This window comes from Isoptericola sp. NPDC056578 (genome assembly GCF_042793275.1).
Lineage (GTDB): Bacteria > Actinomycetota > Actinomycetes > Actinomycetales > Cellulomonadaceae > Isoptericola.
This window is the reverse complement of the sequence record NZ_JBHTVC010000003.1, coordinates 131,306-156,590: the sequence shown is the minus strand read 5'-3', so window position 1 is coordinate 156,590 and position 25,285 is coordinate 131,306. Positions and strand designations below refer to the sequence as shown.

At 74.0% G+C, this 25,285-nt stretch carries 22 protein-coding genes and 1 tRNA gene; 16 read left to right on the top strand and 7 right to left on the bottom strand.

The window, feature by feature from the left end:
• The first annotated feature begins 124 nt into the window (after window positions 1-124).
• The 8 genes from ACFQ80_RS02510 to ACFQ80_RS02475 all read left to right on the top strand — a co-directional run bounded on the left by ACFQ80_RS02510 (window position 125) and on the right by ACFQ80_RS02475 (window position 8,951).
• Entirely contained in the window at window positions 125-709 is a 585-nt protein-coding gene (locus ACFQ80_RS02510; protein ID WP_430562435.1) for a hypothetical protein, read from the top strand.
• A 660-nt stretch (window positions 710-1,369) separates the two neighbouring features.
• Window positions 1,370-2,986 (top strand): ABC transporter substrate-binding protein, encoded by a 1,617-nt coding sequence (locus ACFQ80_RS02505; protein WP_430562434.1) that lies wholly within the window; start codon window positions 1,370-1,372, stop codon window positions 2,984-2,986.
• Between the two features lie 86 nt (window positions 2,987-3,072).
• The gene (locus ACFQ80_RS02500; protein WP_430562433.1) at window positions 3,073-4,077 is read left to right on the top strand and encodes an ABC transporter permease; all 1,005 of its coding nucleotides are present in this window, start codon (window positions 3,073-3,075) and stop codon (window positions 4,075-4,077) included.
• Entirely contained in the window at window positions 4,070-5,017 is a 948-nt protein-coding gene (locus ACFQ80_RS02495; RefSeq protein WP_430548765.1) for an ABC transporter permease, read from the top strand. The genes ACFQ80_RS02500 and ACFQ80_RS02495 overlap by 8 nt, the downstream gene beginning before the upstream one ends.
• Before the next feature lie 5 nt (window positions 5,018-5,022).
• Window positions 5,023-6,075 carry an ABC transporter ATP-binding protein gene (locus tag ACFQ80_RS02490; protein ID WP_430548766.1) on the top strand — a complete coding sequence of 351 codons (1,053 nt, stop codon included), beginning with the start codon at window positions 5,023-5,025 and terminating at the stop codon, window positions 6,073-6,075.
• The gene (locus ACFQ80_RS02485; protein WP_430562432.1) at window positions 6,068-7,324 is read left to right on the top strand and encodes an ABC transporter ATP-binding protein; all 1,257 of its coding nucleotides are present in this window, start codon (window positions 6,068-6,070) and stop codon (window positions 7,322-7,324) included. The genes ACFQ80_RS02490 and ACFQ80_RS02485 overlap by 8 nt, the downstream gene beginning before the upstream one ends.
• A 2-nt stretch (window positions 7,325-7,326) precedes the next feature.
• Entirely contained in the window at window positions 7,327-8,154 is an 828-nt protein-coding gene (locus ACFQ80_RS02480) for a type 1 glutamine amidotransferase (protein ID WP_430562431.1), read from the top strand.
• Window positions 8,154-8,951: a serine hydrolase gene (locus ACFQ80_RS02475; RefSeq protein ID WP_430548769.1), complete on the top strand. Its 798-nt coding sequence runs from the start codon at window positions 8,154-8,156 to the stop codon at window positions 8,949-8,951. The genes ACFQ80_RS02480 and ACFQ80_RS02475 overlap by 1 nt, the downstream gene beginning before the upstream one ends.
• Here the strand turns inward: ACFQ80_RS02475 and ACFQ80_RS02470 are convergent.
• The 3 genes from ACFQ80_RS02470 to ACFQ80_RS02460 form a co-directional block, all read right to left on the bottom strand.
• Complete coding sequence (locus ACFQ80_RS02470; protein WP_430548770.1) at window positions 8,929-10,200, bottom strand: CynX/NimT family MFS transporter; 1,272 nt, start codon at window positions 10,198-10,200, stop codon at window positions 8,929-8,931. The two genes, ACFQ80_RS02475 and ACFQ80_RS02470, sit on opposite strands and share 23 nt — an antisense overlap.
• Window positions 10,201-10,252: 52 nt before the next feature.
• A complete protein-coding gene (locus ACFQ80_RS02465) occupies window positions 10,253-10,756 on the bottom strand; it encodes a MarR family winged helix-turn-helix transcriptional regulator (protein ID WP_429764450.1) in 504 nt (167 codons plus the stop codon).
• A gap of 92 nt (window positions 10,757-10,848) precedes the next feature.
• Window positions 10,849-12,396, bottom strand: a complete 1,548-nt coding sequence (locus ACFQ80_RS02460; protein WP_430562430.1) for an MFS transporter — start codon at window positions 12,394-12,396, stop codon at window positions 10,849-10,851.
• 133 nt (window positions 12,397-12,529) lie between these two features.
• Here ACFQ80_RS02460 and ACFQ80_RS02455 point away from each other — a divergent pair, with 133 nt between their 5' ends.
• A complete protein-coding gene (locus ACFQ80_RS02455) occupies window positions 12,530-12,988 on the top strand; it encodes a MarR family winged helix-turn-helix transcriptional regulator (RefSeq protein WP_430562429.1) in 459 nt (152 codons plus the stop codon).
• 72 nt (window positions 12,989-13,060) lie between these two features.
• Here the strand turns inward: ACFQ80_RS02455 and ACFQ80_RS02450 are convergent, their stop codons facing one another.
• Window positions 13,061-15,388 (bottom strand): FdhF/YdeP family oxidoreductase, encoded by a 2,328-nt coding sequence (locus tag ACFQ80_RS02450; RefSeq protein WP_430562428.1) that lies wholly within the window; start codon window positions 15,386-15,388, stop codon window positions 13,061-13,063.
• Entirely contained in the window at window positions 15,385-16,254 is an 870-nt protein-coding gene (gene fdhD / locus ACFQ80_RS02445) for a formate dehydrogenase accessory sulfurtransferase FdhD (RefSeq protein WP_430562427.1), read from the bottom strand. Before fdhD ends, ACFQ80_RS02450 begins: the two co-directional genes overlap by 4 nt.
• 143 nt (window positions 16,255-16,397) lie before the next feature.
• Here fdhD and fdhA point away from each other — a divergent pair, with 143 nt between their 5' ends.
• The gene (fdhA, locus tag ACFQ80_RS02440) at window positions 16,398-17,621 is read left to right on the top strand and encodes a formaldehyde dehydrogenase, glutathione-independent (RefSeq protein ID WP_430562426.1); all 1,224 of its coding nucleotides are present in this window, start codon (window positions 16,398-16,400) and stop codon (window positions 17,619-17,621) included.
• 53 nt (window positions 17,622-17,674) lie between these two features.
• Here the strand turns inward: fdhA and ACFQ80_RS02435 are convergent, their stop codons facing one another.
• On the bottom strand, window positions 17,675-18,595 hold the full coding sequence (locus ACFQ80_RS02435; protein WP_430562425.1) for an alpha/beta fold hydrolase: 921 nt from the start codon (window positions 18,593-18,595) through the stop codon (window positions 17,675-17,677).
• A gap of 98 nt (window positions 18,596-18,693) precedes the next feature.
• Between ACFQ80_RS02435 and ACFQ80_RS02430 the strand changes: the two genes are divergently transcribed.
• Window positions 18,694-19,350, top strand: a complete 657-nt coding sequence (locus ACFQ80_RS02430) for a TetR/AcrR family transcriptional regulator (protein WP_430562424.1) — start codon at window positions 18,694-18,696, stop codon at window positions 19,348-19,350.
• A gap of 21 nt (window positions 19,351-19,371) precedes the next feature.
• Here ACFQ80_RS02430 and ACFQ80_RS02425 read toward each other — a convergent pair whose 3' ends face one another.
• Window positions 19,372-19,971: a TetR/AcrR family transcriptional regulator gene (locus ACFQ80_RS02425; RefSeq protein ID WP_430549030.1), complete on the bottom strand. Its 600-nt coding sequence runs from the start codon at window positions 19,969-19,971 to the stop codon at window positions 19,372-19,374.
• A gap of 216 nt (window positions 19,972-20,187) precedes the next feature.
• Here ACFQ80_RS02425 and ACFQ80_RS02420 point away from each other — a divergent pair.
• From ACFQ80_RS02420 to ACFQ80_RS02400, 5 genes are all read left to right on the top strand, one after another.
• Window positions 20,188-20,259 (top strand) — tRNA-Gln (locus tag ACFQ80_RS02420).
• A gap of 171 nt (window positions 20,260-20,430) precedes the next feature.
• On the top strand, window positions 20,431-22,047 hold the full coding sequence (gene glmU, locus ACFQ80_RS02415) for a bifunctional UDP-N-acetylglucosamine diphosphorylase/glucosamine-1-phosphate N-acetyltransferase GlmU (RefSeq protein ID WP_430549031.1): 1,617 nt from the start codon (window positions 20,431-20,433) through the stop codon (window positions 22,045-22,047).
• Window positions 22,044-23,027: a ribose-phosphate diphosphokinase gene (locus ACFQ80_RS02410; protein WP_430548778.1), complete on the top strand. Its 984-nt coding sequence runs from the start codon at window positions 22,044-22,046 to the stop codon at window positions 23,025-23,027. Before glmU ends, ACFQ80_RS02410 begins: the two co-directional genes overlap by 4 nt.
• A 75-nt stretch (window positions 23,028-23,102) precedes the next feature.
• Complete coding sequence (locus ACFQ80_RS02405) at window positions 23,103-24,242, top strand: glycosyltransferase family 2 protein (RefSeq protein ID WP_430562438.1); 1,140 nt, start codon at window positions 23,103-23,105, stop codon at window positions 24,240-24,242.
• Window positions 24,243-24,560: 318 nt separating this feature from the next.
• Window positions 24,561-25,181, top strand: a complete 621-nt coding sequence (locus ACFQ80_RS02400; RefSeq protein WP_430548779.1) for a 50S ribosomal protein L25/general stress protein Ctc — start codon at window positions 24,561-24,563, stop codon at window positions 25,179-25,181.
• Window positions 25,182-25,285 lie beyond the last annotated feature (104 nt).

Genomic DNA, 25,285 nt, shown 5'->3' with positions numbered 1-25,285 from the left:
GTAGTAGACGTCCCGAAGTGGAGGGCGCCCTGGCGCCCGTGAACGCTACCGTGCGCGCGAACCCCCGCCCGGCCTTCTTTTCGCGTCCTGGTCGTCGTGGCCGGCGTCGTGACAGGCTCGGGCCGTGAGCAGTCATCGGGTGGTGGTGGACGACGGCGAGCCGGGCCTGGTGCTGACGGTGCTGCCGGGCCTGGGGTACACGGCGGAGGGGCCGGTGCTGGCGCGGCCCTCCGCGGCGCTGAGAGCGGCCGGGTGGACGGTGCGGAGCGTGGTGTGGGGCGAGCGCCCGGACTTCGACGTGGCGCGGCGGGCGTACGCCGACGTGCTGCGTGACGGCGTCGCCGCCGCGCCGGACGCGGTGCACCTGGTGCTGGCGAAGTCGCTCGGCACGCTGGCGCTGCCCGTCGCCGTCGAGCTGGGGCTGCCCGGCGCGTGGCTGACGCCGCTGCTCACGACCGACCGGGCGCCGGAGGTGCGTGCCGCTTCCATGGGCCTGGGCGCGTCGGGCGTGCCGGCGCTGCTGGTGGGCGGCACCGCAGACGCGCTCTGGGACGGCGCGCTGGCCGCGGCGTCCGGGGTGCGCGTGCTCGAGGTGGACGGCGGCGACCACTCGCTCGAGGTCGACGGCGACCCCGGCCTGACGGCAGCGACGCTGGACGCCGTGACGGCCGCCGTCGTGGACCTGGCCGGAGCCGCCGTCGCCCGCTGACCGGCCCCGCGTCGTGGCCGAGTTGCGCCTCAACGTGCGAGCCGCTCGGTCGTGCACCACCCATGAGCCTGCCCCTGACGGCCCGGGGTGAGGCCGACCCACCCGAACTGCTGTCCAAGGGCTCAGTCGGCGACGACGAGGCCACCCGGCGAGTGCATGGTCGTCACGCAGTCGACGACCGTCCGGGGCAGGTCCGTGATCGGCAGCCCGTCGCGCTCCACCCGGCGCTCCGGCAGGCCTCGACGGCGCGCCGCAGCTCGGCACGGTCGTGATGGCGTGCGATCAGCACGGCGCGGGCGTCGTCGTCCATGGTCGGGAGCGTGCGCCCTGTCGAGGGCAGGGTCGGCGCGGCAGTTCTGTCCCACCGCGGCAGTTCGAATACCGCCGTGGGCTGGAACTGCCGTCGTGACGAGCCGGGCCAGAGCGCGACACGCGGTCGATCGTTACCCATCCTTAACAGTGATTTTCACCACGGGAGGCCATGATGGCGATATGTTCCACGGCAACGTCGTCGTGCCCGCTCTGTCGGGGGCGGCGACCGTGCACGACGACGTGAGCACGGCAGGGCAACGGCGCCTTGAGCGACCAGGACGTGGGGAGAAGCCGGTGACGATGGGGCGAAGGGCTGCAGCGGCAGCCACGGCGACAGCGGTAGCGCTGGTGCTGGCGAGCTGTTCGGGCGGCGGCGGCGGGGACGACGACGGCACGGACGGCGGCGGGGGAGGCGGCGGCAGCGACCCGGACGCGACGCTGCACCTGTCCCTCTCGCAGGACGTCGAGACGCTGCTGCCGATGGACTCGAACGTCGGGGACAACATCTCGGTGCTCGACGTCGTCTACGACGGGCTGGTCCGGTACGACCCGAAGACCACCGAGCCGTACAACTACGTGGCCGAGAGCGTCGAGACCGAGGACAACACGGTCTGGACCATCACGATCAAGCCGGACCTGACGTTCCAGAACGGCGAGCCGGTGGACGCGGACGCGTTCGCCCGCGCCTGGAACTACGCCGCGTACGGCCCGAACGCCATGGCGAACAACTACTTCTTCGAGCGCATCACCGGCTACGAGGAGATGCAGGGCGAGACCGACGACGACGGGAACGTCACCAAGGAGCCCGAGGCCGACACGCTGTCGGGCCTGAAGGTCGTCGACCCGCAGACGCTCGAGGTCACCCTCACGGGCCCGTTCGCCGGCTTCGGGACCATGCTCGGCTACACCGGGTTCTTCCCGATCGCGCAGGCGTGCCTCGACGACATCGAGGCCTGCGCCGTCCAGCCGATCGGCAACGGCCCGTTCCAGGTCGAGAAGTGGGACCAGGGCGTGAACCTCACCGCCCAGCGCTGGGACGACTACACGCTCGAGGAGACGCCCGAGTACGGCACCATCGAGTGGACCGAGTACACGGGTGAGGACAACTGGCCGGACTTCCAGGCCGGCAACCTCGACTTCGCGGTGCCGCCGCCCGCCGAGCAGCAGGCCGCGGCGAACGACCCCGACCTGCAGGAGCGGTACGTCGAGGGCCCGGGCGCCGCGCTGACCTACATGGCCTTCCCGCTCTACGAGGACGGGCCGTGGGATGACGTCGAGTTCCGCAAGGCGATCTCGCTCGCCGTCGACCGGCAGGGCATCATCGACGCCCTCCTGCCCGGCCAGCGCGTGCCCGCCGACAGCTGGGTGGTGCCCGACGTCGTGCCCGGCGGCACCGGCGGCACGTGCGAGTGGTGCACCTTCGACCCGGACGCCGCCAAGGCGGCGCTGGAGAAGGCCGGCGGCTGGCCCGACGGCGAGAAGCTGACCATCCACCTCGGGCAGGACGCCACCGAGCAGGAGCTGTTCAAGGCGGTCGGCGACTCGATCCAGGAGACCCTCGGCATCCCGTACGAGCTCGACGCGACGCCGGACTACTTCGCCCGGCGCGCGGCCCGCGACTTCGACGGCCCGTTCCGCGCCAACTGGTTCCCGGACTACCCGCTGAACGAGAACTACCTCGCCCCCGTGTACGGCAGCGGTGACGAGAAGAACGGCAACGTGGAGTTCGGGTACTACAGCGCGGACTTCGAGGCGGCGATCCAGGCCGGCGACGAGGCCGCGACGCTCGACGAGGCGATCACCCAGTACCAGGAGGCGGAGAAGATCCTCGCGGCCGACTTCCCGACGATCCCGCTCTTCGTCGCGCAGAACACCGACTACTACAGCGAGAACGTGTCGAACGTCGTGCTCGACCCGTTCAGCGGTGAGCCCAAGCTGCGCCTCCTCGAGGTCACGAACGGCTAGTCACCACGTCGTCGGTCGGGCCTGTCGGGACCGCGTCACAGGGTCCCGACAGGCTCGACCGGCATCACCACCAGAAAGTTCCGTGAATGGGCCGCTACATCCTGCGCCGCTCCCTCCTGGGGGTGGCGACCCTGCTGCTCGTGATGTTCGTGCTGCACCTGCTCACGACGTTCGCGATCCAGCTCAACGGCAACCCCGCCCTGGCGTTCTTCGGCGACAAGGTGCCGACCGCGTCGCAGCTCGCCGCGGTCGAGGCGCGCTACGGCCTCGACGACCCCTGCTACGACCAGACCGGCAACCCGTGCCTGGGCCCGTTCGTGGAGCGGCTCGGGCAGTACGCGCAGGGTGACTTCGGCACCAACCTGCGCGGCCGCGAGGTGACGGACATCGTCGCGACCGCCGCCCCGAACACGCTCAAGCTGTTCCTCGTCGTGACGATCGTCTGGTTCGTGCTCGGGATGGGGCTCGGCACGATGGCGGCGCGCCGGCGCGACCGGTCCGCGGACCACGGCATCCGGCTCACGTCGGTGCTCATCGACGCGTTCCCCATCTTCGTGCTGCTGCTCGTGTACCGGTACGTGTTCGCGGTGCCGCTGAACGGCTGGGCCGAGGACACGTTCGGTGCGGACAGCCTGCCCGCCCTGTGGTTCAGGCCGTCGTTCGACGACGACCACCCGTGGGCGACCCTGCTCGTGCCCGGCATCCTGCTCGGCCTGGCCGGGTCGGCGGCGTTCATCCGCCTGGTCCGGGCGAGCCAGCTCGAGTCGTACGCGGGCGACCACGTGCGCACGGCGCGCTCGCGCGGACTGAACGAGCGGCACGTCGTGACCCACCACGTGGTGCGCAACTCCGCGGTGCCGGTCGTGACCGCCGTCGGCCTGACGTTCACCGAGGCGCTCGCGGGCGCCGTCGTCACCGAGGGGATGATGAACATCTACGGCATGGGCGGGGTGCTCTGGGAGGCCGTCCGCGCCGCGGACGTGGCGCTCATCCTCGGCATCGTGACGATCCTCGCCGCGGTGACGGTCGTCGTGATGCTGGTCGTCGACATCGCCTACGCCGCCCTGGACCCGAGGATCCGTTATGCCTGACCGCACCGCACCCGAACCCACGGCGGCCACCACCACCCCGGACGCGCCGGCGGTCGACGCGTCGACGTCGCTCGGCGGGGACGCCTGGCGCCGTCTGCGCCGCCGGCCCGACGTGATCGCCGCGGCCGTCGTCGTGGTCTTCTTCGCCGTGATGGCGGCCTTCCCCCGGCTGTTCACCAGCACCAACCCGCAGAGCTGCGTCATCGGGAACTCGAAGATCCGCCCGCAGGGCCTCGGGTCGGAGCACCCGCTCGGCACCGACGTGCACGGGTGCGACCTGCTCGCCCAGCTCGTGCACGGCGCCCGTCCGTCGCTGACGCTGGCGTTCGTGGTGGTGGGCGCGTCCCTCGTCATCGGCGTCACGCTGGGCCTGCTGGCCGGGTACTACCTCGGGTGGGTGGACACGGTGGTGTCCCGCACGATCGAGGTGTTCCTCGTGATCCCGCTGCTGCTCGCCGCCCTGCTGCTCCTCACGCTGTTCCGCAAGGTGAGCGTGGGCGGCGGCACGTTCGACGTCATCCTCCTGCCGGCGGTGGTGCTGACCCTGTTCGGCTGGATGGCCTACGCGCGCTACGTGCGCGCGGCCACCCTCGAGGCCAAGAACCTCGACTACGTGACGGCGGCGCGCGCGCTGGGCGCCTCCGACCTGCGCGTCATGGTGCGGCACGTGCTGCCCAACGCGATCGGCCCGGTCACGGCGCTCGTGCCGACGGCGATCGCGGGCGTGATCAGCACCGAGGCGGTGCTGGCGTTCCTCGGCATCGGGGTGCGGCCGCCCGCCATCAGCTGGGGGATCATGATCACGAACGGTGCGGACTGGGTGACCGGCGGGTACGCGTACCTGCTCCTGTACCCGCTCGGGTGCCTGGTCCTCACGGTCCTGGCGCTCGTCGCCCTCGGCGACGCCCTGCGCGACGCCCTCGACCCGAGGCTCCGGTGACCGACATGACGGAAACCCTGATCACACCGACCGACACCGAGCGGTCCGCCGGCGACGTGCTGCTCGAGGTGGAGGACCTGGCGGTCGAGTTCCGGTCCGACGACGGCGCGGTGCGCGCCGTCGACGGGCTCGGCTACCGGGTGGAGGCGGGCCGCACCCTGGCCCTGGTGGGCGAGTCCGGCTGCGGCAAGTCGGTGAGCTCGCTGGCCGTGATGGGGCTGCTGCCCCCGACGGCGCGCGTCGTGCGGGGCACCGCGCGCTACCGCGGCACCGACCTGCTCGCCCTGTCGCCCGCCCAGCACCGGGCGCACTGCGGCACGCACGTCGCGATGGTCTTCCAGGACGCGCTGGCCGCGCTCAACCCGGTGCACACGGTGGGCTACCAGCTCACCGAGTCCCTGCGGGCGCGCACCGGGACGTCGCGGCGGGAGGCCCGGCGGCGCGCCGTCGAGCTGCTGGACCTCGTGAAGGTGCCGAACGCGGCGCAGCGGGTCGACGAGTACCCGCACCAGTTCTCCGGCGGCATGCGGCAGCGCGTGATGATCGCGTCCGCGCTGGCCCTCGACCCGGACGTGCTCATCGCCGACGAGCCGACGACGGCGCTGGACGTCACCGTGCAGGCGCAGGTGCTGCGGCTGCTCGCGGAGATCCAGGCGGAGCGGCAGATGGGGCTCGTGCTGATCACCCACGACCTCGGCGTCGTCGCGGGCGTCGCCGACGACGTCACCGTGATGTACGCGGGCCGGGCCGTCGAGCACGCGCCCGTGCGCGACCTGTACGCCGCGCCCGCGCACCCCTACACGCGGGCCCTGCTGCGCTCCGTGCCGCGGCTCGACACCCGCGCCGGCGACGAGCACGCCGTCGGCGGCCGGCTGCCCGTCGTGCCCGGCCGGCCCCCGGCACCGGGTCGCGTCCCGCCGGGCTGCTCGTTCCACCCGCGGTGCGACCTCGCGCAGGACGTGTGCCGCACCGACGAGCCGTCGCTCGACGACGTCGCCCCCGGGCGGACGTCGGCCTGCCACTTCGCCGCCGAGCTCCTGGGAGGCGCCCGTGCCTGAGACCGTCACGACCGACCCCGCCGCCGCACCCGCGACGTCCGACGACGTCGTCCTCGAGGTGCGCGACCTGGCCAAGTCGTACCCGGTGCGCCGCGGCGTCGTCCTCAAGCGCACGGTCGGCCAGGTGCAGGCCGTGGACGGCGTCTCGCTGGCGCTGCGCCGCGGGCGCACGCTCGGCCTCGTGGGGGAGTCCGGCTCCGGGAAGTCCACGCTGGCGCGCGTCCTGGTCGGCATCGAGAAGCCGACGCGCGGGCAGGTGCTGGTCGACGGCGAGGACGTCTCGACGATGTCGCGCGCCGCGCGCCGCGAGCTGCGGCGCAACGTCCAGATGGTCTTCCAGGACCCGTACACGTCGCTCAACCCCCGCATGTCGGTGGGGGAGATCGTCGCCGAGCCGTTCCGCATCCACCGCGACGCCGTCCCGGCCGGCGGCCGGCGACGCGCGGTGGCCGAGCTGCTCGAGCTCGTCGGCCTCGATCCCGACCACGCCCACCGCTACCCGCACCAGTTCTCCGGCGGGCAGCGGCAGCGCGTCGGGATCGCCCGGGCGCTCGCGGTCAAGCCGCGGGTGCTCGTGTGCGACGAGCCCGTCTCCGCCCTCGACGTGTCCGTGCAGGGCCAGGTCATCAACCTGCTGGAGGACCTCCAGGACGAGCTGGGGCTCGCCTACCTGTTCATCGCGCACGACCTCGCCGTGGTGCAGCACATCGCCGACGAGGTCGCGGTCATGTACCTGGGCCGCGTCGTCGAGGAGGGCGACCGGCCCGCGGTGTACGACGACGCGCACCACCCGTACACCCGGGCGCTGCTGTCCGCGGTGCCCGTGCCCGACCCCACCGTCCGGCGCGACGACGAGCTGATGCTCGAGGGCGACCCGCCCTCGCCCGCCGACCCGCCGTCCGGGTGCCGCTTCCACACGCGCTGCTGGCTCGCCCATCGGCTCGCCGCGCAGGAGGGGGCCGTGCCGCCGGACGGTGTCGACGGCGCGGACGCCGTGCCCGCGCGGTGCCGCACGGAGGACCCGGTGCTCGTGCCGCTCGGCCGGCTCGACGGCGAGGGCGACGTCGGCGCTCGCGGGGCGACGCCGCCGACCGTGCCGACGGTGCCGACGGTACCGACCGTGCCGCACGCCGCCGCGTGCCACTTCGCCCGGGAGGCGGCCGCGCTCGGCGGGCGCCCGACGGCGGGTGCCGCCGCCGTGCCCGAGACCGTCCCCGAAGGCCCCGTCCTCGAGAGCAGGGAGCGCTGACCGTGACCGACCGCCGACCGACCGTCGTCCTCGTCCAGAACTCGCCGCACAGCGGCCCGGGCCGCCTGCCGGGCTGGTTGGAGGCGGACGGCGCCACCGCCGTCGTCGTGCAGGGCGCGGACCTCGTGGAGCAGGTCCCGTCGCTCGCGGGCGGGGGAGCCGCGCCCGACGGGGTGGCCGGTCTCGTGCTGCTGGGCGGCGGCCTGCTGCCCGACGAGGACGAGCGGGCGCCGTGGCTGCCGCACGAGCGCGCGCTCGTCGCCGAGGCCCTGGACGCCGGCGTCCCCGTGCTGGGCATCTGCCTGGGCGGGCAGGTGCTCGCGCACGTCACGGGCGGCACCGTGACGGGCCGGTCGGGGGAGACGGAGAAGGGGCTGTGCCCCGTGCGCCTCCTCGACGACGCGGCCGACGACGCGCTGCTGGGACCGCTCGGCGGGCTGGCCGAGAACGGTGAGGTCCGCATGGTCGAGAGCCACGTCGACTCGATCACGGGGCTGCCGCCGCGGGCCGTGCACCTCGCGACGAGCGACGCGTGCGGTGTCCAGGCGTTCCGCGTGGGCGACGTCGCGTGGGGGCTCCAGTTCCACCCCGAGGCGGCGCCGGAGCGCATCGGCACCTGGGACGTCGACGAGCTCGCCGAGCTCGGCTTCGACCGCGACGAGCTGCTGGCCGCCGCCCTCGAGCGCGCCCCCGAGAACGAGAAGCAGGCCCGTGCGCTCGCGGCCGCGTTCGCCGCCGTGGTCCACGACCGCCGTGAGCATGGGACACGCCCACGACACGCCGAGGACCAGGGCCGGGACCACGCCCACCACGTCTCGGGGGTGCGCTGATGCCGAGCACGGGCACGCACTCCGACGGCGTCCCCGTCGTCGCCTACCAGGTGCGGCGCGCGGGGGGCGAGGTGCTCGCCGAGCGCGACGCGGACGCCCCGTTCTACGCGGCGTCGACCGTCAAGCTGGCCGTGCTGGTCGCGGCGGCCCGTGCGCTGGACGCCGGGGAGCTCACGCTCGACGAGGAGGTGGCCAGCACCGACACCTTCCGCTCCCAGGTGCCGGGCGAGCCCGACTACCGCATCGAGCCAGACGACCTCGACCCGGGCATGCCGCCGCCCGGCACGTCCATGCCCGTGGGGCTGGTGGTGGAGCGGATGATCGTCGTGTCGTCCAACGAGGCCACCAACATGGTGATCGACCTCGTCGGCCTCGACGCCTGCAACCGTGTCCTGGCGGACGTCGGGGCCGCCGCGAGCGTCGTCGGGCGCAAGTACAGCGACCTGGCCGCCGAGGCCCGCGGCGACTCGCACCGCACCACGCCGGCCGACCTGGCGGCGCTGATGTCCGCGGTCGTCACCGGGCAGCTCGCCGGGCCGGAGCGCACGCTCTGGATGATCGACCTGCTCGCGCGCCAGACCGACCGGCAGCTCACCGCCGCGGTGCCCGAGGGCGTGCCGTACGGCTCCAAGTCGGGCTGGGTGGACGGCATCCGGCACGACGTCGCGTTCGTCGGCACGCCCGGCCCGGGCGCCCTGGTCGTCGCGGTGTGCACCCGCGGCTACGACGAGTCGCACGCGGAGGAGACGCTGCGGGCGCTCGGCGCCCTCGCGGTCACCCTGACGGAGGACCGCTAGGCGGGTCGGCGGGCCGGGCCGACGCCACCCACATCGCCGTGGCCATCGTGGCGAGCACACCCGCGACGAGGGCCAGCGGCGTCGTCCAGCCGTGGGACGCCTCGTGCACGGCGCCCATCGTCGTGGGGGCGAGCACCGCGCACCCGTAGCCCGCCGTCTGCACCACCGCCGACGACCGGCGCGCCACCGCGACGCCCGGGCTGCGCTGCGCCACGAGCGTGAAGATGACGGTGAAGTTGCCGCCCTGGGCGGCGCCCGCCAGCCCCACCCACAGCCACCACAGCCCGGGCGCGAGGAGCAGCCCCAGCGGCAGGGAGATCCACATCGCCGCCATGAGGACCGCGACCGCGCGCGCCGACAGGCCGCGCGAGAACGCCGCCGGCACGAGGAACGACCCCAGCACCGCGCACAGCTGGAACGGGGCCGCCGCGCTGCCCGCGCCGGCGGCGGTCATGCCGAGCCGGTCGTGCAGGATCTCGGGCAGCCACGCCGTCACCGCGTAGTAGCCGAAGGCCTGCCCCGCGAACGCCACCGACAGCAGCACGACGAGCCGCCGGACGGCGGACCGGGCGTGAGGGTCGAGGGCGTCGAGCTCCGCGCGCGCCGACGGCGGCCGGACGCGGGCGCCGCCGTCCCCCCGCGGGGCCGAGGCCCGTCCCCGGGCGGCGAGCCGTCGCCCTGCGGGCACCCACGCCGCGAGCGCGACCACCGCGAGGACGCCCCAGCCCGCCAGCGCCCACTGCCAGCCGAACGCCGTCGCGAGGGGCACGGTGAGCATCGTGGTGAACGTCGACCCGAGGTTCATCGTCGCGCTGTACGCGCCCGTGACCGCGGCGGCCCGACGGCGGAAGTCGCGGGTGATGACCACCGGCACCGCGACGTTGCCGATCGTGATCGCGACACCGAGCACCGCGCTGCCGGCGAGCGCCGTCGGCACGGAGCCCGCCGAGCGCAGCAGGGTGCCCGCGAGGATCCCCGCCATCGAGGCGCCGAGCGCGAGCTCCGGCCCCAGCCGGGCCACCAGCACCGACGCCAGCGGCGTGCAGAGCGCGAAGCAGAGCACCGGGACCGAGGTGAGCAGGCCCGCACCCGCGGGCGTGAGCTGGAGGGCGGCGGCGACGTCGTCGACCACGGGCGGCAGCGACGTGATAGGTGCCCGCAGGTTGAGCGCGACGAGCAGCAGCGCCGCCAGCAGGAGGCCGGCGCGGGCGCCGTCGTCGCGGGCGGAGGGGGAGGGGTAGGACGTCACGCGGCGGGCATCTCCGGGCGGGGCGGCGTGGTGGGCACGGTGGGCACGCGGGTCACTCGTCGAACTGGGCGACGACGGTGCGCAGCAGCGCGGCGAGCTGCGGGCGCACCGCGGCGGGCAGCGCGTCGAGCACGCGGGCCTCGACGTCGAGCAGGTCGCTCATCGCCGCGTCGACCCGCTGCCGGCCCGCGGCGGTGAGCTGCACGAGCACGCCGCGTCGGTCGGACGGCGCGCGGTGGCGTTCCACCAGCCCGCGCTCCTCGAGCCGGTCGATGCGGTTGGTCATGGTGCCGCTCGTCACGAGGGTCTGGGCGACGAGGACGCCGGGGGACAGGCGGTAGGGCTCGCCGGCGCGCCGCAGCGCGGACAGCACGTCGAACTCCCAGGTCTCCAGGTCGTGCCGGGCGAACGCGCCGCGCCGCGCGCGGTCCAGGTGCCGCGCCAGCCGGCTGACGCGCGAGAACACCGTCAGCGGCTCGACGTCCAGGTCCGGGCGCTCGCGGCGCCACGCGTCGACGATCCGGTCGACCTCGTCGGACCGTGCCTCCACATCCATGCGCCGAGACTACTCCCGGTCTCTCGACGTCAAGAATCTTGACGCGTGTGATCTGTGCCGAGGTAGTTCGAGCCACCTCGGCGGGCTTCGCACTACCCCGCCTGAGGCTTCGGGCGCAGGGTGAGGGCCGCGACGACGGCGACGACGGCGACGACGGCCGCGGCGACGAGGAACGCGGCGTGCACGCCCGCGACGTAGGAGCCCTCGGCGGTCCGCGCGGCGACGGCGTCCAGCCCGGCGGGCACGGAGCCCTGCACGAGGCCCTGGTGCTCGCCGTCGTCGAGGCCGAGCCCGGCGGTGCCGGCGTGGACGTGGGCGGCGACGACGGCGGACATCACGGCGGTGCCGAGGGCGCCGCCGATCTGGATGCAGGTGGACTGGAACCCGCCGGCCACCCCCGCCAGGTGCACCGGCGCGGACCCGACGATCGCCTCGGCGCCCGCGGTGATGGTCATGCCGGTGCCCATCGCGAGGACGACGAACGCGGCCGCCATCACCCCGTACGGCGAGGTGGCCGTCGCGCCGAGCAGCACCAGCAGCCCCACGGCGGTGAGGCCGAGGCTCAGGGTGCCGGTGGCGCGGGTGCCGATCCGCGCCACGAGCAGGGCGCCGACCGGGGCCGACACGATCGACACGGCGGACATCGGGAGCAGCATGAGGCCGGCGTCGAGCGCGGAGGCGCCCCGCAGGTTGATGAAGAACATGGGCAGCAGGAACGTGGCGCCCATGAGGACGAAGAAGTTGGCGGCGATCATCAGCCCGCCGGTCCCGACCGTCGTCCCTCGGAAGAGGGACAGCGGCAGCAGGGCGTCGCCCGTGCGCGCCTCGGTGCGCCCCTCCAGAACGACGAAGCCGACGATGACGAGGACGCCGAGGCCGAGCAGTGCGAGGGTGCGGGGGTCGCCCCAGCCCCAGGCCTCGGACTGCACGATGGCGAAGACGGTGGCGACCAGGCCGAGCGCCAGCACGACGACGCCGCGCAGGTCGAACCGGCCCGTGGCGGGGAAGCTGGTGCGCGGGAGCAGGCACAGCCCGTAGACGAGGCCGACCGCGGCCACCGGGATGTTGACGAAGAACACCGACTGCCAGCCGGCGGCCGCCTCGAGCGCGCCGGCCAGCGTGGGGCCGACGGCGATCGCGATGGAGGAGACGCCGCCCCAGATCCCGACGGCCATGCCGAAGCGCTCGCGCGGGAACGTGGCCCGCAGCATCGCGAGGGTCTGCGGCATGAGGACGCCGGCCGCGACGCCCTGGACCACGCGGAACGCGATGAGCCCGGCGGCGGTGGTCGACAGCCCGATGGCGGTCGACGCGACGGTGAACAGCACGAGCCCGGCCAGGTAGAGGGTGCGGTGGCCGTACCGGTCGCCGAGCTTGCCCGCCAGGATCAGCGTGACGGCCAGCCCGAGCAGGTAGCTGTGCGTGACCCACTGCAGCTGGACGAACGTGGTCCCCACGTCGGCGGCGATCGCGGGGTTGACGATCGAGACGACGGTGGCGTCCAGGCCCACGAGGAACAGGCCGAAGGCGACGCCGACGAGGGTCAGCGCGGGGCGCCCGCGCAGCGGCCGGCGCGCGGGCAAGGGCGAGGGGGTCGGGGACGCGGTGGCGTCGGAGGCGAGGGCGGGGACGCTGCTCACGAAGGCTCCTGGGTGGGGCGGTGCGGGTGGGTGGGGTGCGCCGTCGTCGGCGCAGAGGAACGCCCGGGACAGAGGCGACCCGGGCGAGAATGATTATGAAACTATAACTATCGAGACCGCCTAGGATCGGGCCATGCCCGACGAGACGATCGTCACGCCCGGCCTCGCCGACCTCGCCGACGCCGTCGTCGAGGTGGCCCGCCACCTGGACGTCCGCTCCCCGGAGCTGCGCGGCATCGTCCCGCTGACCGGCACCGAGGTGGCCGTGATCCGCGAGGTCCACCGCACGGCCCGCCCGACTCCGTCGCGCATCGCCGTCGCGACCGGGCTCGCGCGCAGCAACGTCAGCACCGCGCTGCGCACGCTCGAGGCGCGCGGGCTCGTGGTGCGCGAGCATGCCGACGGCGACCGGCGGACCGTCCGGCTGGTCGCGACCCCGCTGGCCGACGAGCACCTCGCCCGCATCCGCGACTTCTGGAGCCGCCGGCTCGGGGGCGTGCCCGACGACGTGCGCGACGCCGCGCTCGACGCGCTGCCGGCCCTCGGCGCGCTCGCGGAGGCCCTCGTCGAGCCCCGGGCGCAGGAACCCTGAACTACCTCGGCGGGGCCTGAACTACCTCGGCGGGGCCAGAACTACCTCGGCACGGTGCGAGCCACGTCGGCGTCAGGCCGGCTCGAGCCGGACGACGACCGCCTTGGACACGGGCGTGCGGCTCGTCTCCGCGGTCGCGCCCAGCGGCACGAGCACGTTCGCCTCGGGGAAGTAGGCGGCGGCGCACCCGCGCGCCGTCGGGTAGGCGACGACGCGCTGGCCGCGCAGCACGCGGTCGGCGCCGTCGTGGTACTCGCCGTGCACGTCGACCGTCGCGCCGTCGGCGATGCCGAGCTCCGCGAGGTCGTCGGGATTGACCAGCACGACGGAGCGGCCGCCCTTGATGCCGCGGTACCGGTCGTCGCGGCGGTAGATCGTGGTGTTGAACTGGTCGTGCGAGCGGATCGTCTGCAGCAGCAGGCGGCCGGGCGGGCACTCGACGGGGGCGAGCTCGTTGACGGTGAGGTGGGCCCGCCCGTCGTGGGTGGGGAAGGTGCGCGAGTCGCGCGGGCCGTGCGGCAGGCGGAAGCCGTTCGGGCGCCGCAGCTGGGCGTTGTAGTCCTCGCAGCCCGGCACGACGCGCGCGATGTGCTCGCGGATCACGTCGTAGTCCCGCTCCATCGCCGCCCAGTCCACGGGGCGGTCCGAGCCCGGGCCGCCGGGGCGGGCGCCGAGCACGGCGCGCGCCAGCCGCGTGACGATCGAGACCTCCGACAGCAGGCCCGGCGCGACCGGCTCGACCTTGCCGCGCGACGCGTGCACCGCGCAGACCGTGTCCTCCACCGACACGAACTGTTCCCCCGACGCCTGCCGGTCGACGTCGGTGCGCCCCAGCGTGGGCAGGATGAGCGCCTCCCGGCCGACGACGGCGTGCGACCGGTTGAGCTTCGTCGAGATCTGCACGGTGAGGTCGGCGCGGCGCACCGCCTCCTCGGCGGCGCCCGTGTCGGAGATCGCCCCGACGAGGTTGCCCCCCAGGGCCACGAGCGCTTTCACGCGCCCTGCGGCCATCGCCTCGACCGTGCCGACCGCGTCGAGGCCGTGCTGCCGGGGGACCCTGAGCCCGAACTCGGCGTCGAGCGCGTCCAGGAAGATGTCCGGCATCTGCTCCCAGATGCCCATCGTGCGGTCGCCCTGCACGTTGGAGTGGCCGCGGATGGGGGAGGCGCCCGCGCCGGGCCGGCCGATGTTCCCGCGCAGGAGCAGCAGGTTGACGATCTCCTTGATGGTCGGCACAGCCTTGGTGTGCTGCGTCAGGCCCATCGCCCACGTGACGATGACGCGCTCGGCGCGCAGGTAGCGGTCGGCGAGCTCGTCGATCTCAGTGCCCGTGAGGCCGGTCGCGGCCAGGACGGCGTCCTCGTCGAGGTCCGCCAGGTGCGCCCTGAGCTCCTCGAGCCCCGACGTGTGCGCGGCGAGGAACTCGTGGTCCAGCACCGTGCCGGGCGCGGCCGCCTCGGCGTCGAGCACCCGCTTCGACACCGCCTGCAGCAGGGCCATGTCGCCGCCCAGCCGGATCTGCAGGAACTGGTCGGCGAGCCCCGTGCCGCGACCCGCCAGGCCGCGCACCGTCTGGGGGTTCTTGTACCGCTTGAGCCCGGCCTCGGGCAGCGGGTTCACGGCGACGATGCTCGCCCCGTTCTCCTTGGCCTCCTCCAGGGCGGTGAGCATGCGCGGGTGGTTGGTGCCGGGGTTCTGCCCCATGATCACGATGAGGTCGGCCAGCGCGAAGTCGTCGTAGGTGATCGTCGCCTTCCCGACGCCGATCGTCTCGCCCAGGGCGGCGCCGGTGGACTCGTGGCACATGTTGGAGCAGTCGGGCAGGTTGTTCGTGCCGAACGCGCGCACGAACAGCTGGTAGACGAACGCGGCCTCGTTGGACGTGCGCCCGCTGGTGTAGAACGACGCCTCGTCGGGGGAGTCGAGGGCGTTCAACCGGTCCGCGAGGATCGCGAACGCCTCGTCCCAGGTGATCGGGACGTAGTGGTCGGACCCGGCCGCCTTGTGCACCGGCTCGACGAGCCGCCCCTGCTGCCCCAGCCAGTGCTCGGTCCGGGTGAGCAGGTCCGAGACCGGGTGCTCGGCCCAGAACGACTGGTCGACGACGAGCGGCGTCGCCTCCCACGTCACGGCCTTCGCGCCGTTCTCGCAGAACTCGGCGGGCTTGCGCCGGTCCGGGTCCGGCCAGGCGCAGCTCATGCAGTCGAAGCCCTCGCGGTGGTTCATCGACAGCAGCAGGCGCGCGGTGCGCGTGGGCCCCATGTCGCGCAGCGCCGGGACCAGCGCGTGCACGATGCCGGGCACGCCGGCCGCCCAGTCCTTCGGCGGTCGGACCTCCTCCGGCTGCGGCTCCAGCGGCTCGCCCTCGTCCCGGACGTCCTCCGGCTGCTGCGTGGTCATGCGGCGTCCCCCCTCCGGTCGCGGTGCCCGCCGTCCTCGACGACGCGGTGGTCGCCGGCGTAGACGACGAGGGTCGGGTCGCGCACGAAGCCGACGAGCGTGAGCCCCGCGGAGTCCGCGAGCTCCGCGGCGAGCGACGACGGCGCGGAGACGGCGGCGAGCACGGGCACCCCCGCCATGACGGCCTTCTGCGTGAGCTCGAAGCTGGCCCGCCCCGACACCACGAGCACCGTGCCGCGCAGCGGCAGCATCCCCGCCGCGGCGGCCCAGCCGACCACCTTGTCGACCGCGTTGTGCCGGCCGACGTCCTCGCGCACCACCAGGGCCTCGCCGGTCGCGGCGTCGAACAGTCCTGCCGCGTGCAGCCCCCCGGTGCGGGCGAAGACGTCCTGCGCCGCGCGCAGCCGGTCGGGCAGGGCGGCCAGCAGGGCGGCCTCGACCCGGACGGCGTCGTCGGCGACGTCGAACGCGCTGCGGGTGAACACCGCGTCGATCGACGCCTTGCCGCACAGACCGCAGGCGCTGGAGGTGAAGAACTCGCGCGCGAGCGCCGGGTCGGGCGGCCGCACGCCCGCGGCGAGGGCGACGTCGAGCACGTTGTAGGCGTTCTCGCCCGGGACCCGGCCGGCACCCGCGCAGTAGCGCGCGCCGGCGACCTGCGCGCCGTCGGTCACGACGCCCTCCGAGACGAGGAAGCCGGTCGCGAGCTCGACGTCGTGCCCCGGGGTGCGCATCGTCACCGCGTACGAGCGCCCGCCCACGCGGATCTCCAGCGGCTCCTCGCCGGCGAGCAGGTCCTCGCGGCGCGCGGTGCGGCCGCCGATGGTGACGCGCCTGACGCGGCGTCGGACGGTGACGCGGGTCATACCCGCAGGCCTAGCAGACCCCCGCGCCGGGCACAACGGCAGCGCGTCGGGGCGCCCCGCGCTCGACCTGCCGAGGACGCGCGACGCGCCTACGGTCGGAGGACCGGCTCAGACCGGGCCGGACGTGTTCAAGGAGGAGCACCATGGCAGACACGAATCGCGCGGTCGCGTACAAGGGGCCGGGCGAGGTCGAGGTCATCGACATCGACTACCCGACGTTCGAGCTCAAGGACGGCCCCGGGGTGAACCCGGCGAACGTCGGCCGGCAGGTACCGCACGGCGCGATCGTCAGGACCGTCGCGACCAACATCTGCGGGTCGGACCAGCACATGGTCCGCGGCCGCACGACCGCGCCGAAGGATCTGGTGCTGGGCCACGAGATCACCGGCGAGGTCGTCGAGGTGGGACCCGGCGTCGAGTTCGTCAAGGTGGGCGACCTCGTCTCCGTCCCGTTCAACATCGCGTGCGGGCGCTGCAAGAACTGCAAGGAGCGCAAGACCGGCATCTGCCTCAACGTGAACCCGGACCGCCCGGGCAGCGCGTACGGGTACGTCGACATGGGCGGCTGGGTCGGCGGGCAGGCGAACTACGTGCTGGTCCCGTACGCCGACTGGAACCTGCTGGTCTTCCCGGACAAGGACCAGGCGCTCGAGAAGATCATGGACCTGACGATGCTGTCCGACATCTTCCCGACCGGCTTCCACGGTGCCGTGACCGCGGGCGTCGGGGTGGGGTCGACGGTGTACGTCGCCGGGGCCGGCCCGGTGGGCCTCGCGGCCGCGACCGGCGCCCAGCTGCTGGGCGCGGCCGTCGTCGTCGTGGGGGACATGAACGCCGACAGGCTCGCGCAGGCCCGCTCGTTCGGCTGCGAGACCGTGGACCTGACGAAGGGCGGGCCGGCCGAGCAGATCGAGCAGATCCTGGGCGTGCCCGAGGTCGACTGCGCGATCGACGCCGTCGGCTTCGAGGCCAAGGGGCACGGGTCGGACTCCGGGCACGAGGCCCCGGCGACGGTGCTGAACTCGCTGATGGAGATCACCGCCGCGGGCGGCGCGCTGGGCATCCCGGGGCTGTACGTCACGGGCGACCCGGGGGGCATCGACGAGGCCGCGAAGAAGGGGTCGCTCTCGCTCAGCCTGGGCACGGGGTGGGCGAAGTCGCTGGCGTTCACCACCGGCCAGTGCCCCGTGATGAAGTACCACCGCGGGCTGATGCAGGCGATCCTGCACGACCGGGTGCAGATCGCGAAGAACGTCAACGCGAAGGCCATCACCCTCGACGAGGCCCCGCAGGGCTACGCCGAGTTCGACGCCGGCGCCGCGACGAAGTACGTCATCAACGCGAACGGCTACCTCGACGGCAAGTGACCTGTCGGGGCCACGCGCACGACGGGCTGCGCGTGGCCCTGACGGCTCGGGGGTCAGGCGTCGTCGTGCTCGCGCAGGAACCCGTCGACGAGCGGGAGCACCTGGTCGGGGAGCTGCCACAGGACGCCGTGCCCGCCGCCGGGCACGAGCTCGACGCGGGAGCCGCGCACCTGGTCGGTGACGCGGCGGCCCGCGGCGACCGGGTCGCCGAGCCTGGTGGCCGCGCCGAAGAACGCCAGGGTGGGCGCGGTGATCGCGCGGAGCCGCTCGTCGGTCAGGGGGCTCGGCCACGGCGTCCGACGGCGGTAGCGCAGGGCCGCGCGGGCGAGGGCGCGGTCCTCGTCGTCGAGCGTCACGCCGGGGGTCAGCCACTCGTCGAGGCGGGCGAGGTGGCGCGCCGTCGGCAGGGCCGCGGCCCGGACCATGCGTGAGACCACCTTCCTGTCGGGCCTGACCAGCGCGGTGATGCCCTCGCCGAGGACGAGCGCGCCCACGCGGTCGGTGGCGCGGTCGGTGGCGCGGTCGGTGGCGCGGTCGGTGGCGCGGTCGGGCGTGCCGGACGCCAGCAGCGCGGCGAACCAGGCGCCCTCGGAGTAGCCGAGGACGTGCGCGCGCTCCAGCCCGAGCCCCTCGAGGAGCTGGACGCCCCACGCGGCGTAGTCGTCGGCCGAGCGCAGCGCGGCGGTCTGCTCGCTGCGCCCGGCCGTGCCGACGACGTCGGGCGCGTAGACGACGCGGTCCGCGGCGAGGGAGCGCACCACGCCGTGCCAGCTCAGGCCCGTGCCGTTCAGCCCGTGCAGCAGCACGAGGGGCGTACGGGTCCCGGTGCCGGAGCGTCGCACGTGCGTGGGGCCGTAGGCGGTCTCGACCCGGACGTCCTCGGACGGCAGCGGCCAGCGGGTCTCGAGGTCGCGGTACGCCGCCTCGTAGGCGGTGCGTGCGGCCTCGCTGGTGAACCGGCCTGTCGACGGCATCGGACCTCCTGGTGCACAGTTGATGGTATGACCGTACCATCAACGTGGTACGGACGTATCATCAACACGACCGACCAGCACCGCCGAGGGGAGCGACCGTGCCGCGACGGGTGGACCACGACGAACGCCGCCGCCAGATCACCGACGCCTGCCGCCGGGTCGTCGCGCGCGACGGGCTCGAGGCGGCCACGTTCCAGGCCGTCGCCGCCGAGGCGGGCGTCTCCGTGCGCCTCGTGCAGTACTACTTCGGCCACAAGCACGGGCTGCTCGTCGCGACCCACCGCGCGGTGATCGAGGGGTCGGCGGCCCGGTTCGGCGGCGGGACGTCCCCTGGGGAGAGCGCCGAGCCGGCTCCGCCCCGCGCCGTCCTGCGCGCCGTGCTCGCCGCGCTGCTGCCGCTCGACGACGCCCGCCGCGCGGACGCCGTCGTCCTCGCGGCCTTCCACGCCGCCGCCCTGACCAACGAGGCCGTCACGCCGGAGGAGCTGCGCGGCGCCCCGCGGGCGCTCGTCGACCTCGTCGCGGCGCTGCTGCTGCGGGCGCGCGGAGACGGCACGGGCGCGGGGGAGGGCTCAGGGCCGGACGACGCGGCCCGGCTCGACGCGGCACGGCTCGACGCGGCACGGCTCGACGCGGAGGTGGTGCTCGCGTCGGCCGCCGGGCTCACGCAGGGGGTCCTCGCCGGGCACGTCACCGGCGAGACGGCGCTCGCCGTCGTCGACCGGCTGCTCGACTACCTCGTCGGCCCCGGCTGACGCTCGACGCGCCGGCGGCGGTCAGCGGGACTTCGTCAGCTCCGGCTTCTTGACCATCCCGGACAGCCCGTTCCAGGCGAGGTTGGTCAGGTGCGCGGCCACCTCGGCCTTGTCGGGGCTGCGGGCGTCGAGCCAGTACTGCCCGGTGAGCGCGACCATGCCCACCAGCATCTGCGCGTAGAGCGGCGCGGCCTTGCGGTCGAGCCCGTTGGCCTTGAACTGGTCGCCGAGGATGTGCTCCACCAGGGTCGCGACGTCGCCGATGAGGCTGGAGAACGTGCCGGTGGCCTGGGCGACGGGAGAGTCGCGCACCAGGATGCGGAAGCCGTCCTCCGACGCCTCGATGTACCCGAGCAGGGCCAGCGCCGTGCGCTCCACCAGCACCTTGGGATGGCCGCCCTCCTCGAGCGCGCCGGTCAGCGCGGACGTCAGCGCGCGGACCTCGCGGTCGACGACGACGGCGTAGATGCCCTCCTTGCCGCCGAAGTGCTCGTAGACCACCGGCTTGGACACCTCGGCGCGGGCCGCGATCTCCTCGACGCTGGTGCCGTCGAAGCCCTTCTCGGCGAACAGGCCGCGGCTGACCGCGATCAGCTGCTCGCGCCGCTGGCTCGCCGTCATCCGGGCGCGCGGCGGACGCTTGGGCGCACGGGAGTCGGTGGGCATGGGCCCCATTGTGCCCTCCGGACGATGCGGCCGGTGTGGCGCGTGCCACGGCGCCGGTGGACGCCGAGAAGCGGGACGCGTGCCGGGGCGGTGGTGCGGACCTGGCAGACTGAGGACGGACGCCCGACGGTGCCGCGCCTGCTGGGGCGTGAACCCGGCCCGGGGGACCGATCCGCCTTGGTGTAATCGGCAGCACAGAGGTTTTTGGTGCCTTTGGTCCAGGTTCGAGTCCTGGGGGCGGAGCTCGGCACCATCGACAGAGCACACCCGAGAAGAGACGGAGCACTCGTGGTCTCGACAGGACCGGACGCCGCAGGACGCGTGGTTCAGGACGACGTTCAGGACGACGTTCAGGACGACACCGTGGCGAGACCGGCGGCCGTCGTCGTCCTCGCCGCGGGGCAGGGGACGCGGATGAGGTCCGCGACACCGAAGGTGCTGCACGCCCTGGGCGGGCGGACGATGCTCGGGCACGCGATGGCCGCGGCCCGCGAGCTCGACCCGCAGCAGGTGGCGGTCGTCGTCCGCCACGAGCGCGACGTCGTGGCCGCCGCCGCGGCGCAGATCGACCCGGCGGCCCTCGTCGTCGACCAGGACGAGATCCCCGGCACCGGCCGCGCCGTCCAGTGCGCGCTCGACGCGCTCGACGCCCGCGCCCACGCCGGTCGGGCCGCGCAGCTCGTGCACGACGACGCCGTCGACGACGAGCTGCACGCCGACCACGCCAACGGCGGCGACCACCCCCTGGGCGACGGCCTGGACGGCGCCGTCGTGGTCCTCGCCGGCGACATCCCCCTGCTGGACGGCGCCACGCTCGGCCAGCTGCTCGCCGCGCACCACGCGGACGGCAATGCCGTGACGATCCTCACGACCGAGGTCGCGGACGCGAACGGCTACGGCCGCATCGTGCGCGAGCCCGGCACCGGCGACGTCGTGGCGATCGTCGAGCACAAGGACGCGACGCCCGAGCAGCTCGAGGTCCGCGAGATCAACAGCTCGGTCTACGTCTTCGACGCCGCGGTGCTGCGCCGCGGGCTCGGCGGCCTGGACCGCGACAACGCGCAGGGCGAGGTCTACCTCACCGACGTCGTCGCGTCCGCGCGGGCCGAGGGCGGCGCCGTGCGCGCCGTGCTGAGCGACGACCCCATGCTCGTCGAGGGCGTCAACGACCGGGTGGCGCTCGCGACCCTGGGCGCCGAGCTCAACCGCCGCGTGCTCACGGAGTGGATGCAGGCCGGCGTCACCGTCGTCGACCCGGCGACCACCTGGGTGGACGTCGACGTCGAGCTCGCCCCCGACGTCACGCTCCTGCCCGGCACGCAGCTGCACGGCGCCACGAAGGTGTCCTCGGGCGCGACGATCGGCCCGGACACCACGCTGACCGACGTCGAGGTGGGCCCCGGCGCGACCGTCGTGCGCACGCACGGCTCGCTGTCCGTCATCGGCGAGAACGCGTCCGTCGGCCCGTTCGCCTACCTGCGCCCCGGCACCGAGCTGGGCACGAAGGGCAAGATCGGCACCTTCGTCGAGACGAAGAACGCGCAGATCGGCGAGGGCTCCAAGGTGCCGCACCTGTCGTACGTCGGCGACGCGACCATCGGCGAGCACACCAACGTCGGCGCCGCGTCGGTCACGGTGAACTACGACGGGCAGAAGAAGCACCGCACGGTGATCGGCTCGTACGCGAAGACGGGCGCCGACACGATGTTCGTCGCCCCCGTCACGGTGGGCGACGGCGCGTACACGGCCGCGGGCTCGGTCATCATCAAGGACGTCCCCGCCGGCGCGCTCGGCGTCGCCCGCGCGCAGCAGCGCAACGTCGAGGGCTGGGTCGAGCGCCGCTGGCCCGGGACGCCGGCCGCCGAGGCCGCCGCCCGCGCCCGCACCGAGGGCTCGGGCGGGGAGCTCGGTGCACAGGCGCAGCGCCAGCTCGCCGCGCACAATGCCCTCACCGGCGCCATCCCGGTGGTGCCTCCCGCCGACAGCTCCGACCCGACCGCCGACCCGACCGAAGGAAGCACGCAGCGATGAACAACTTCATCCCCGGCACCGGTGAGCGCACGCTCGTCCTCGCCACCGGCCGGGCGCACCCGGAGCTCGCGGAGGCCGTGGCGAAGGAGCTCGGCATCGAGCTGCTGCCCGTGTCGGCGTACGACTTCGCGAACAGCGAGACGTACGTGCGGTTCAGCGAGTCGGTGCGCGGCTCGGACATCTTCCTGCTGCAGAGCCACACCGCCCCGGTGAACCAGTGGCTCATGGAGCAGCTGCTCATGGTCGACGCGGCCAAGCGTGGCTCGGCGCGCTCGATCACCGCCGTGGCGCCGTTCTACGCGTACGCACGCCAGGACAAGAAGAGCCGTGGCCGCGAGCCCATCTCCGCCCGCCTCGTCGCCGACATGCTCAGGACGGCGGGCGCGGACCGGATCCTCAGCATCGACCTGCACACCCCGCAGATCCAGGGCTTCTTCGACGGCCCGGTCGACCACCTGTGGGCCATGCCCGTGCTGGTCGACTACGTGCGCACCCGCGTGGACGTGTCCAACGCCGCCGTCGTCTCGCCCGACGCCGGCCGCATCCGCGTCGCCGAGCAGTGGGCCGCCAAGCTGGGCGGCTGCCCGCTGGCCTTCGTCCACAAGACGCGTGACGTCACGCGCCCCAACCAGGCCGTCGCCAACCGCGTGGTCGGCGAGGTCGAGGGGCGCGACTGCGTGCTCGTCGACGACCTCATCGACACCGGCGGCACCATCGCCGAGGCGGTCAAGGTGGTCATGGACGCCGGGGCCCGCTCCGTCACCGTGGCCGCCACGCACGGCGTGCTGTCCGACCCCGCCGCGCAGCGCCTGCAGGAGTGCGGCGCCACCGAGGTCGTCGTCACCGACACGCTGCCGATCACGGCCGACAAGCGGTTCGACAAGCTCACCGTGCTGTCCATCGCCCCGCTCGTCGCCCGCGCCATCCGCGAGGTCTTCGACGACGGCTCCGTGACGAGCCTGTTCGACGGCAACGCCTGACCGACGCCGGTGGCCCGGGGCGTGCGTCGTCCCGGGCCGCGGCGTCCCCCGGAGGGGAGGCACGGTGACATGACGGTGGACGTGACCGTGGTGGTCCCCACGTACAACGAGGGCCCGAACGTCGCCGAGCTGGTCCGCCGGCTCGCCGCCGCGCTCGGCCCCGACGGCGAGGGCCGCCGCGTCGCGCCCGGTGGCGTCGAGGTGCTGTTCGTCGACGACTCGAAGGACGACACCCCCGCCGTCATCGAACGGGTCGCCGCCACCTCCGCGGTGCCCGTGCGCCTGATCCACCGCGAGGTGCCCGACGGCGGCCTCTCGGGCGCCGTCGTCGCCGGCCTGCGCGCCGCGACCGGCGAGCGCGTCGTCGTGATGGACGGCGACCTGCAGCACCCGCCCGAGATGGTGCCCGTGCTGCTCACCACCGCGCGCGAGACCGACGCCGACGTCGTCGTCGCCTCCCGGTACACCGGCCGCGGTGACGCCGGCGGCCTCGACGGGCGCTACCGTCGCTGGGTCTCCAAGGCCTCGGGGCTGCTGGCCCGGTCCATGTTCCCCGTCAAGCTGCGCGACGTCTCGGACCCCATGACCGGGTTCTTCGTCGTCCGCACCGGCGCCGTCGACCTCGCGGGGCTGCGCCCGCGCGGCTTCAAGATCCTGCTCGAGATCCTCGCGCGGCAGCGGCTCGTCGTGGTCGAGGAGCCGTTCGTCTTCGGGGAACGGTTCGCGGGCCGGTCGAAGGCGACCGTCGCCAACGGGCTGCGTTACGTGCAGCAGCTCACCCTGCTCCGGTTCGGACGGCTGTCCCCGTTCGCGCTGATCGGTGCGCTCGGCGCCGTGCTCAACCTCGCGATCCTCGCGGGGCTCCAGGGGCTCGGCGTGCACTACCTCCCCGCGGTGATCTGGGCCAACGCCGTGACGATCGTCATCAACTTCCTGCTGCAGGAGCGGTTCGTGTTCGCCGACCTGCGTGACGGCGCGCACGGCTTCTGGGGCCGCTTCGTGCGGTCCTTCGCCTTCAACGGCACCGAGGCCGCGGTCCGCACCCTGCTGCTGTGGTGGATCGTCGAGCGCGCCGTGCCGCACCCCGAGCTGGTGCAGGCGGTGCTCATCCTCGTCGCCTTCGTCGTGCGGTTCGTCTTCCAGGCGCAGGTCGTCTACCGCCCCCGCGGGGCGGCGCGGGCCCGGGCGCGCGCGGGCGAGGACGCCCGGCACTGACACCCCGTCCCGAGGGGGCTATACTCGTCCGGTTGCCTCGGCGAGGGACGTCTGACGGGCGCCGGTCACCCAGGTCGTACAGGTCCAGCACCTGCGACCCGGCCGCCACCCTCAGCGCAGGATCCGTCGGATTTCCGTGATCGACTGGGCGGCTGTCGGTGCACCGCACTCTGCGGGTGCCCCCACGGCGCGCTCTCGATCGCGTCCGTCACGTGTCCCACGCCGACGCAACCGCAGTTCGCGGGGACCACCACCTCGTGGACAGCCGACGGCTCCCTCTGGCCGTCGGCACGCACAGACATCCCAGGAGTGATCCACGTGTCCGACATCAAGCTCGCCGCCGAGGCCCGCACCGAGTTCGGCAAGGGCGCCGCCCGCCGCATCCGTCGCGAGAACAAGATCCCCGCCGTCCTGTACGGGCACGGCACCGACCCGCTGCACATCACCCTGCCGGGCCACGAGACGATGCTCGCCACGCGCCACTCCAACGCGCTGTTCACCATCGAGCTGGACGACAAGTCCGAGATGGCCGTCGTCAAGGACATCCAGCGCGACGCCGTCCGCGGCGTCATCGAGCACATCGACCTGCTGCTCGTGAAGCGCGGCGAGAAGATCGCCGTCGACGTCACCGTGAACGTCGTGGGCGAGTCGGCCCCGGGCACCATCCACTTCGTCGAGGCGCAGACGCTGTCGGTCGAGGCCGAGGCCACCCACCTGCCCGAGTCGGTCGAGGTCTCCATCGAGGGCCTCGAGGCCGGCCAGCACGTCACCGCCGGCGAGGTCGAGCTGCCGAAGGGCTCCACGCTGCTGACCGACCCCGAGGCGACCGTCGTCCAGATCGCCGAGCCGCGCGCCGAGGTCGCCGCCGAGGACGAGGAGGCCGCGGAGGGCGAGGCCGCCGAGGAGACCACCGAGGCCGCCGAGTCCACCGAGGGCTGACACCGCCTCACGCCCAGGGCGCCCGGTACCGTTCGGTTCCGGGCGCCCTTCGCACGTCCGCGCCCTGAGCGGCCGACCACCTGCTGCACCACGGAGAGAGAACG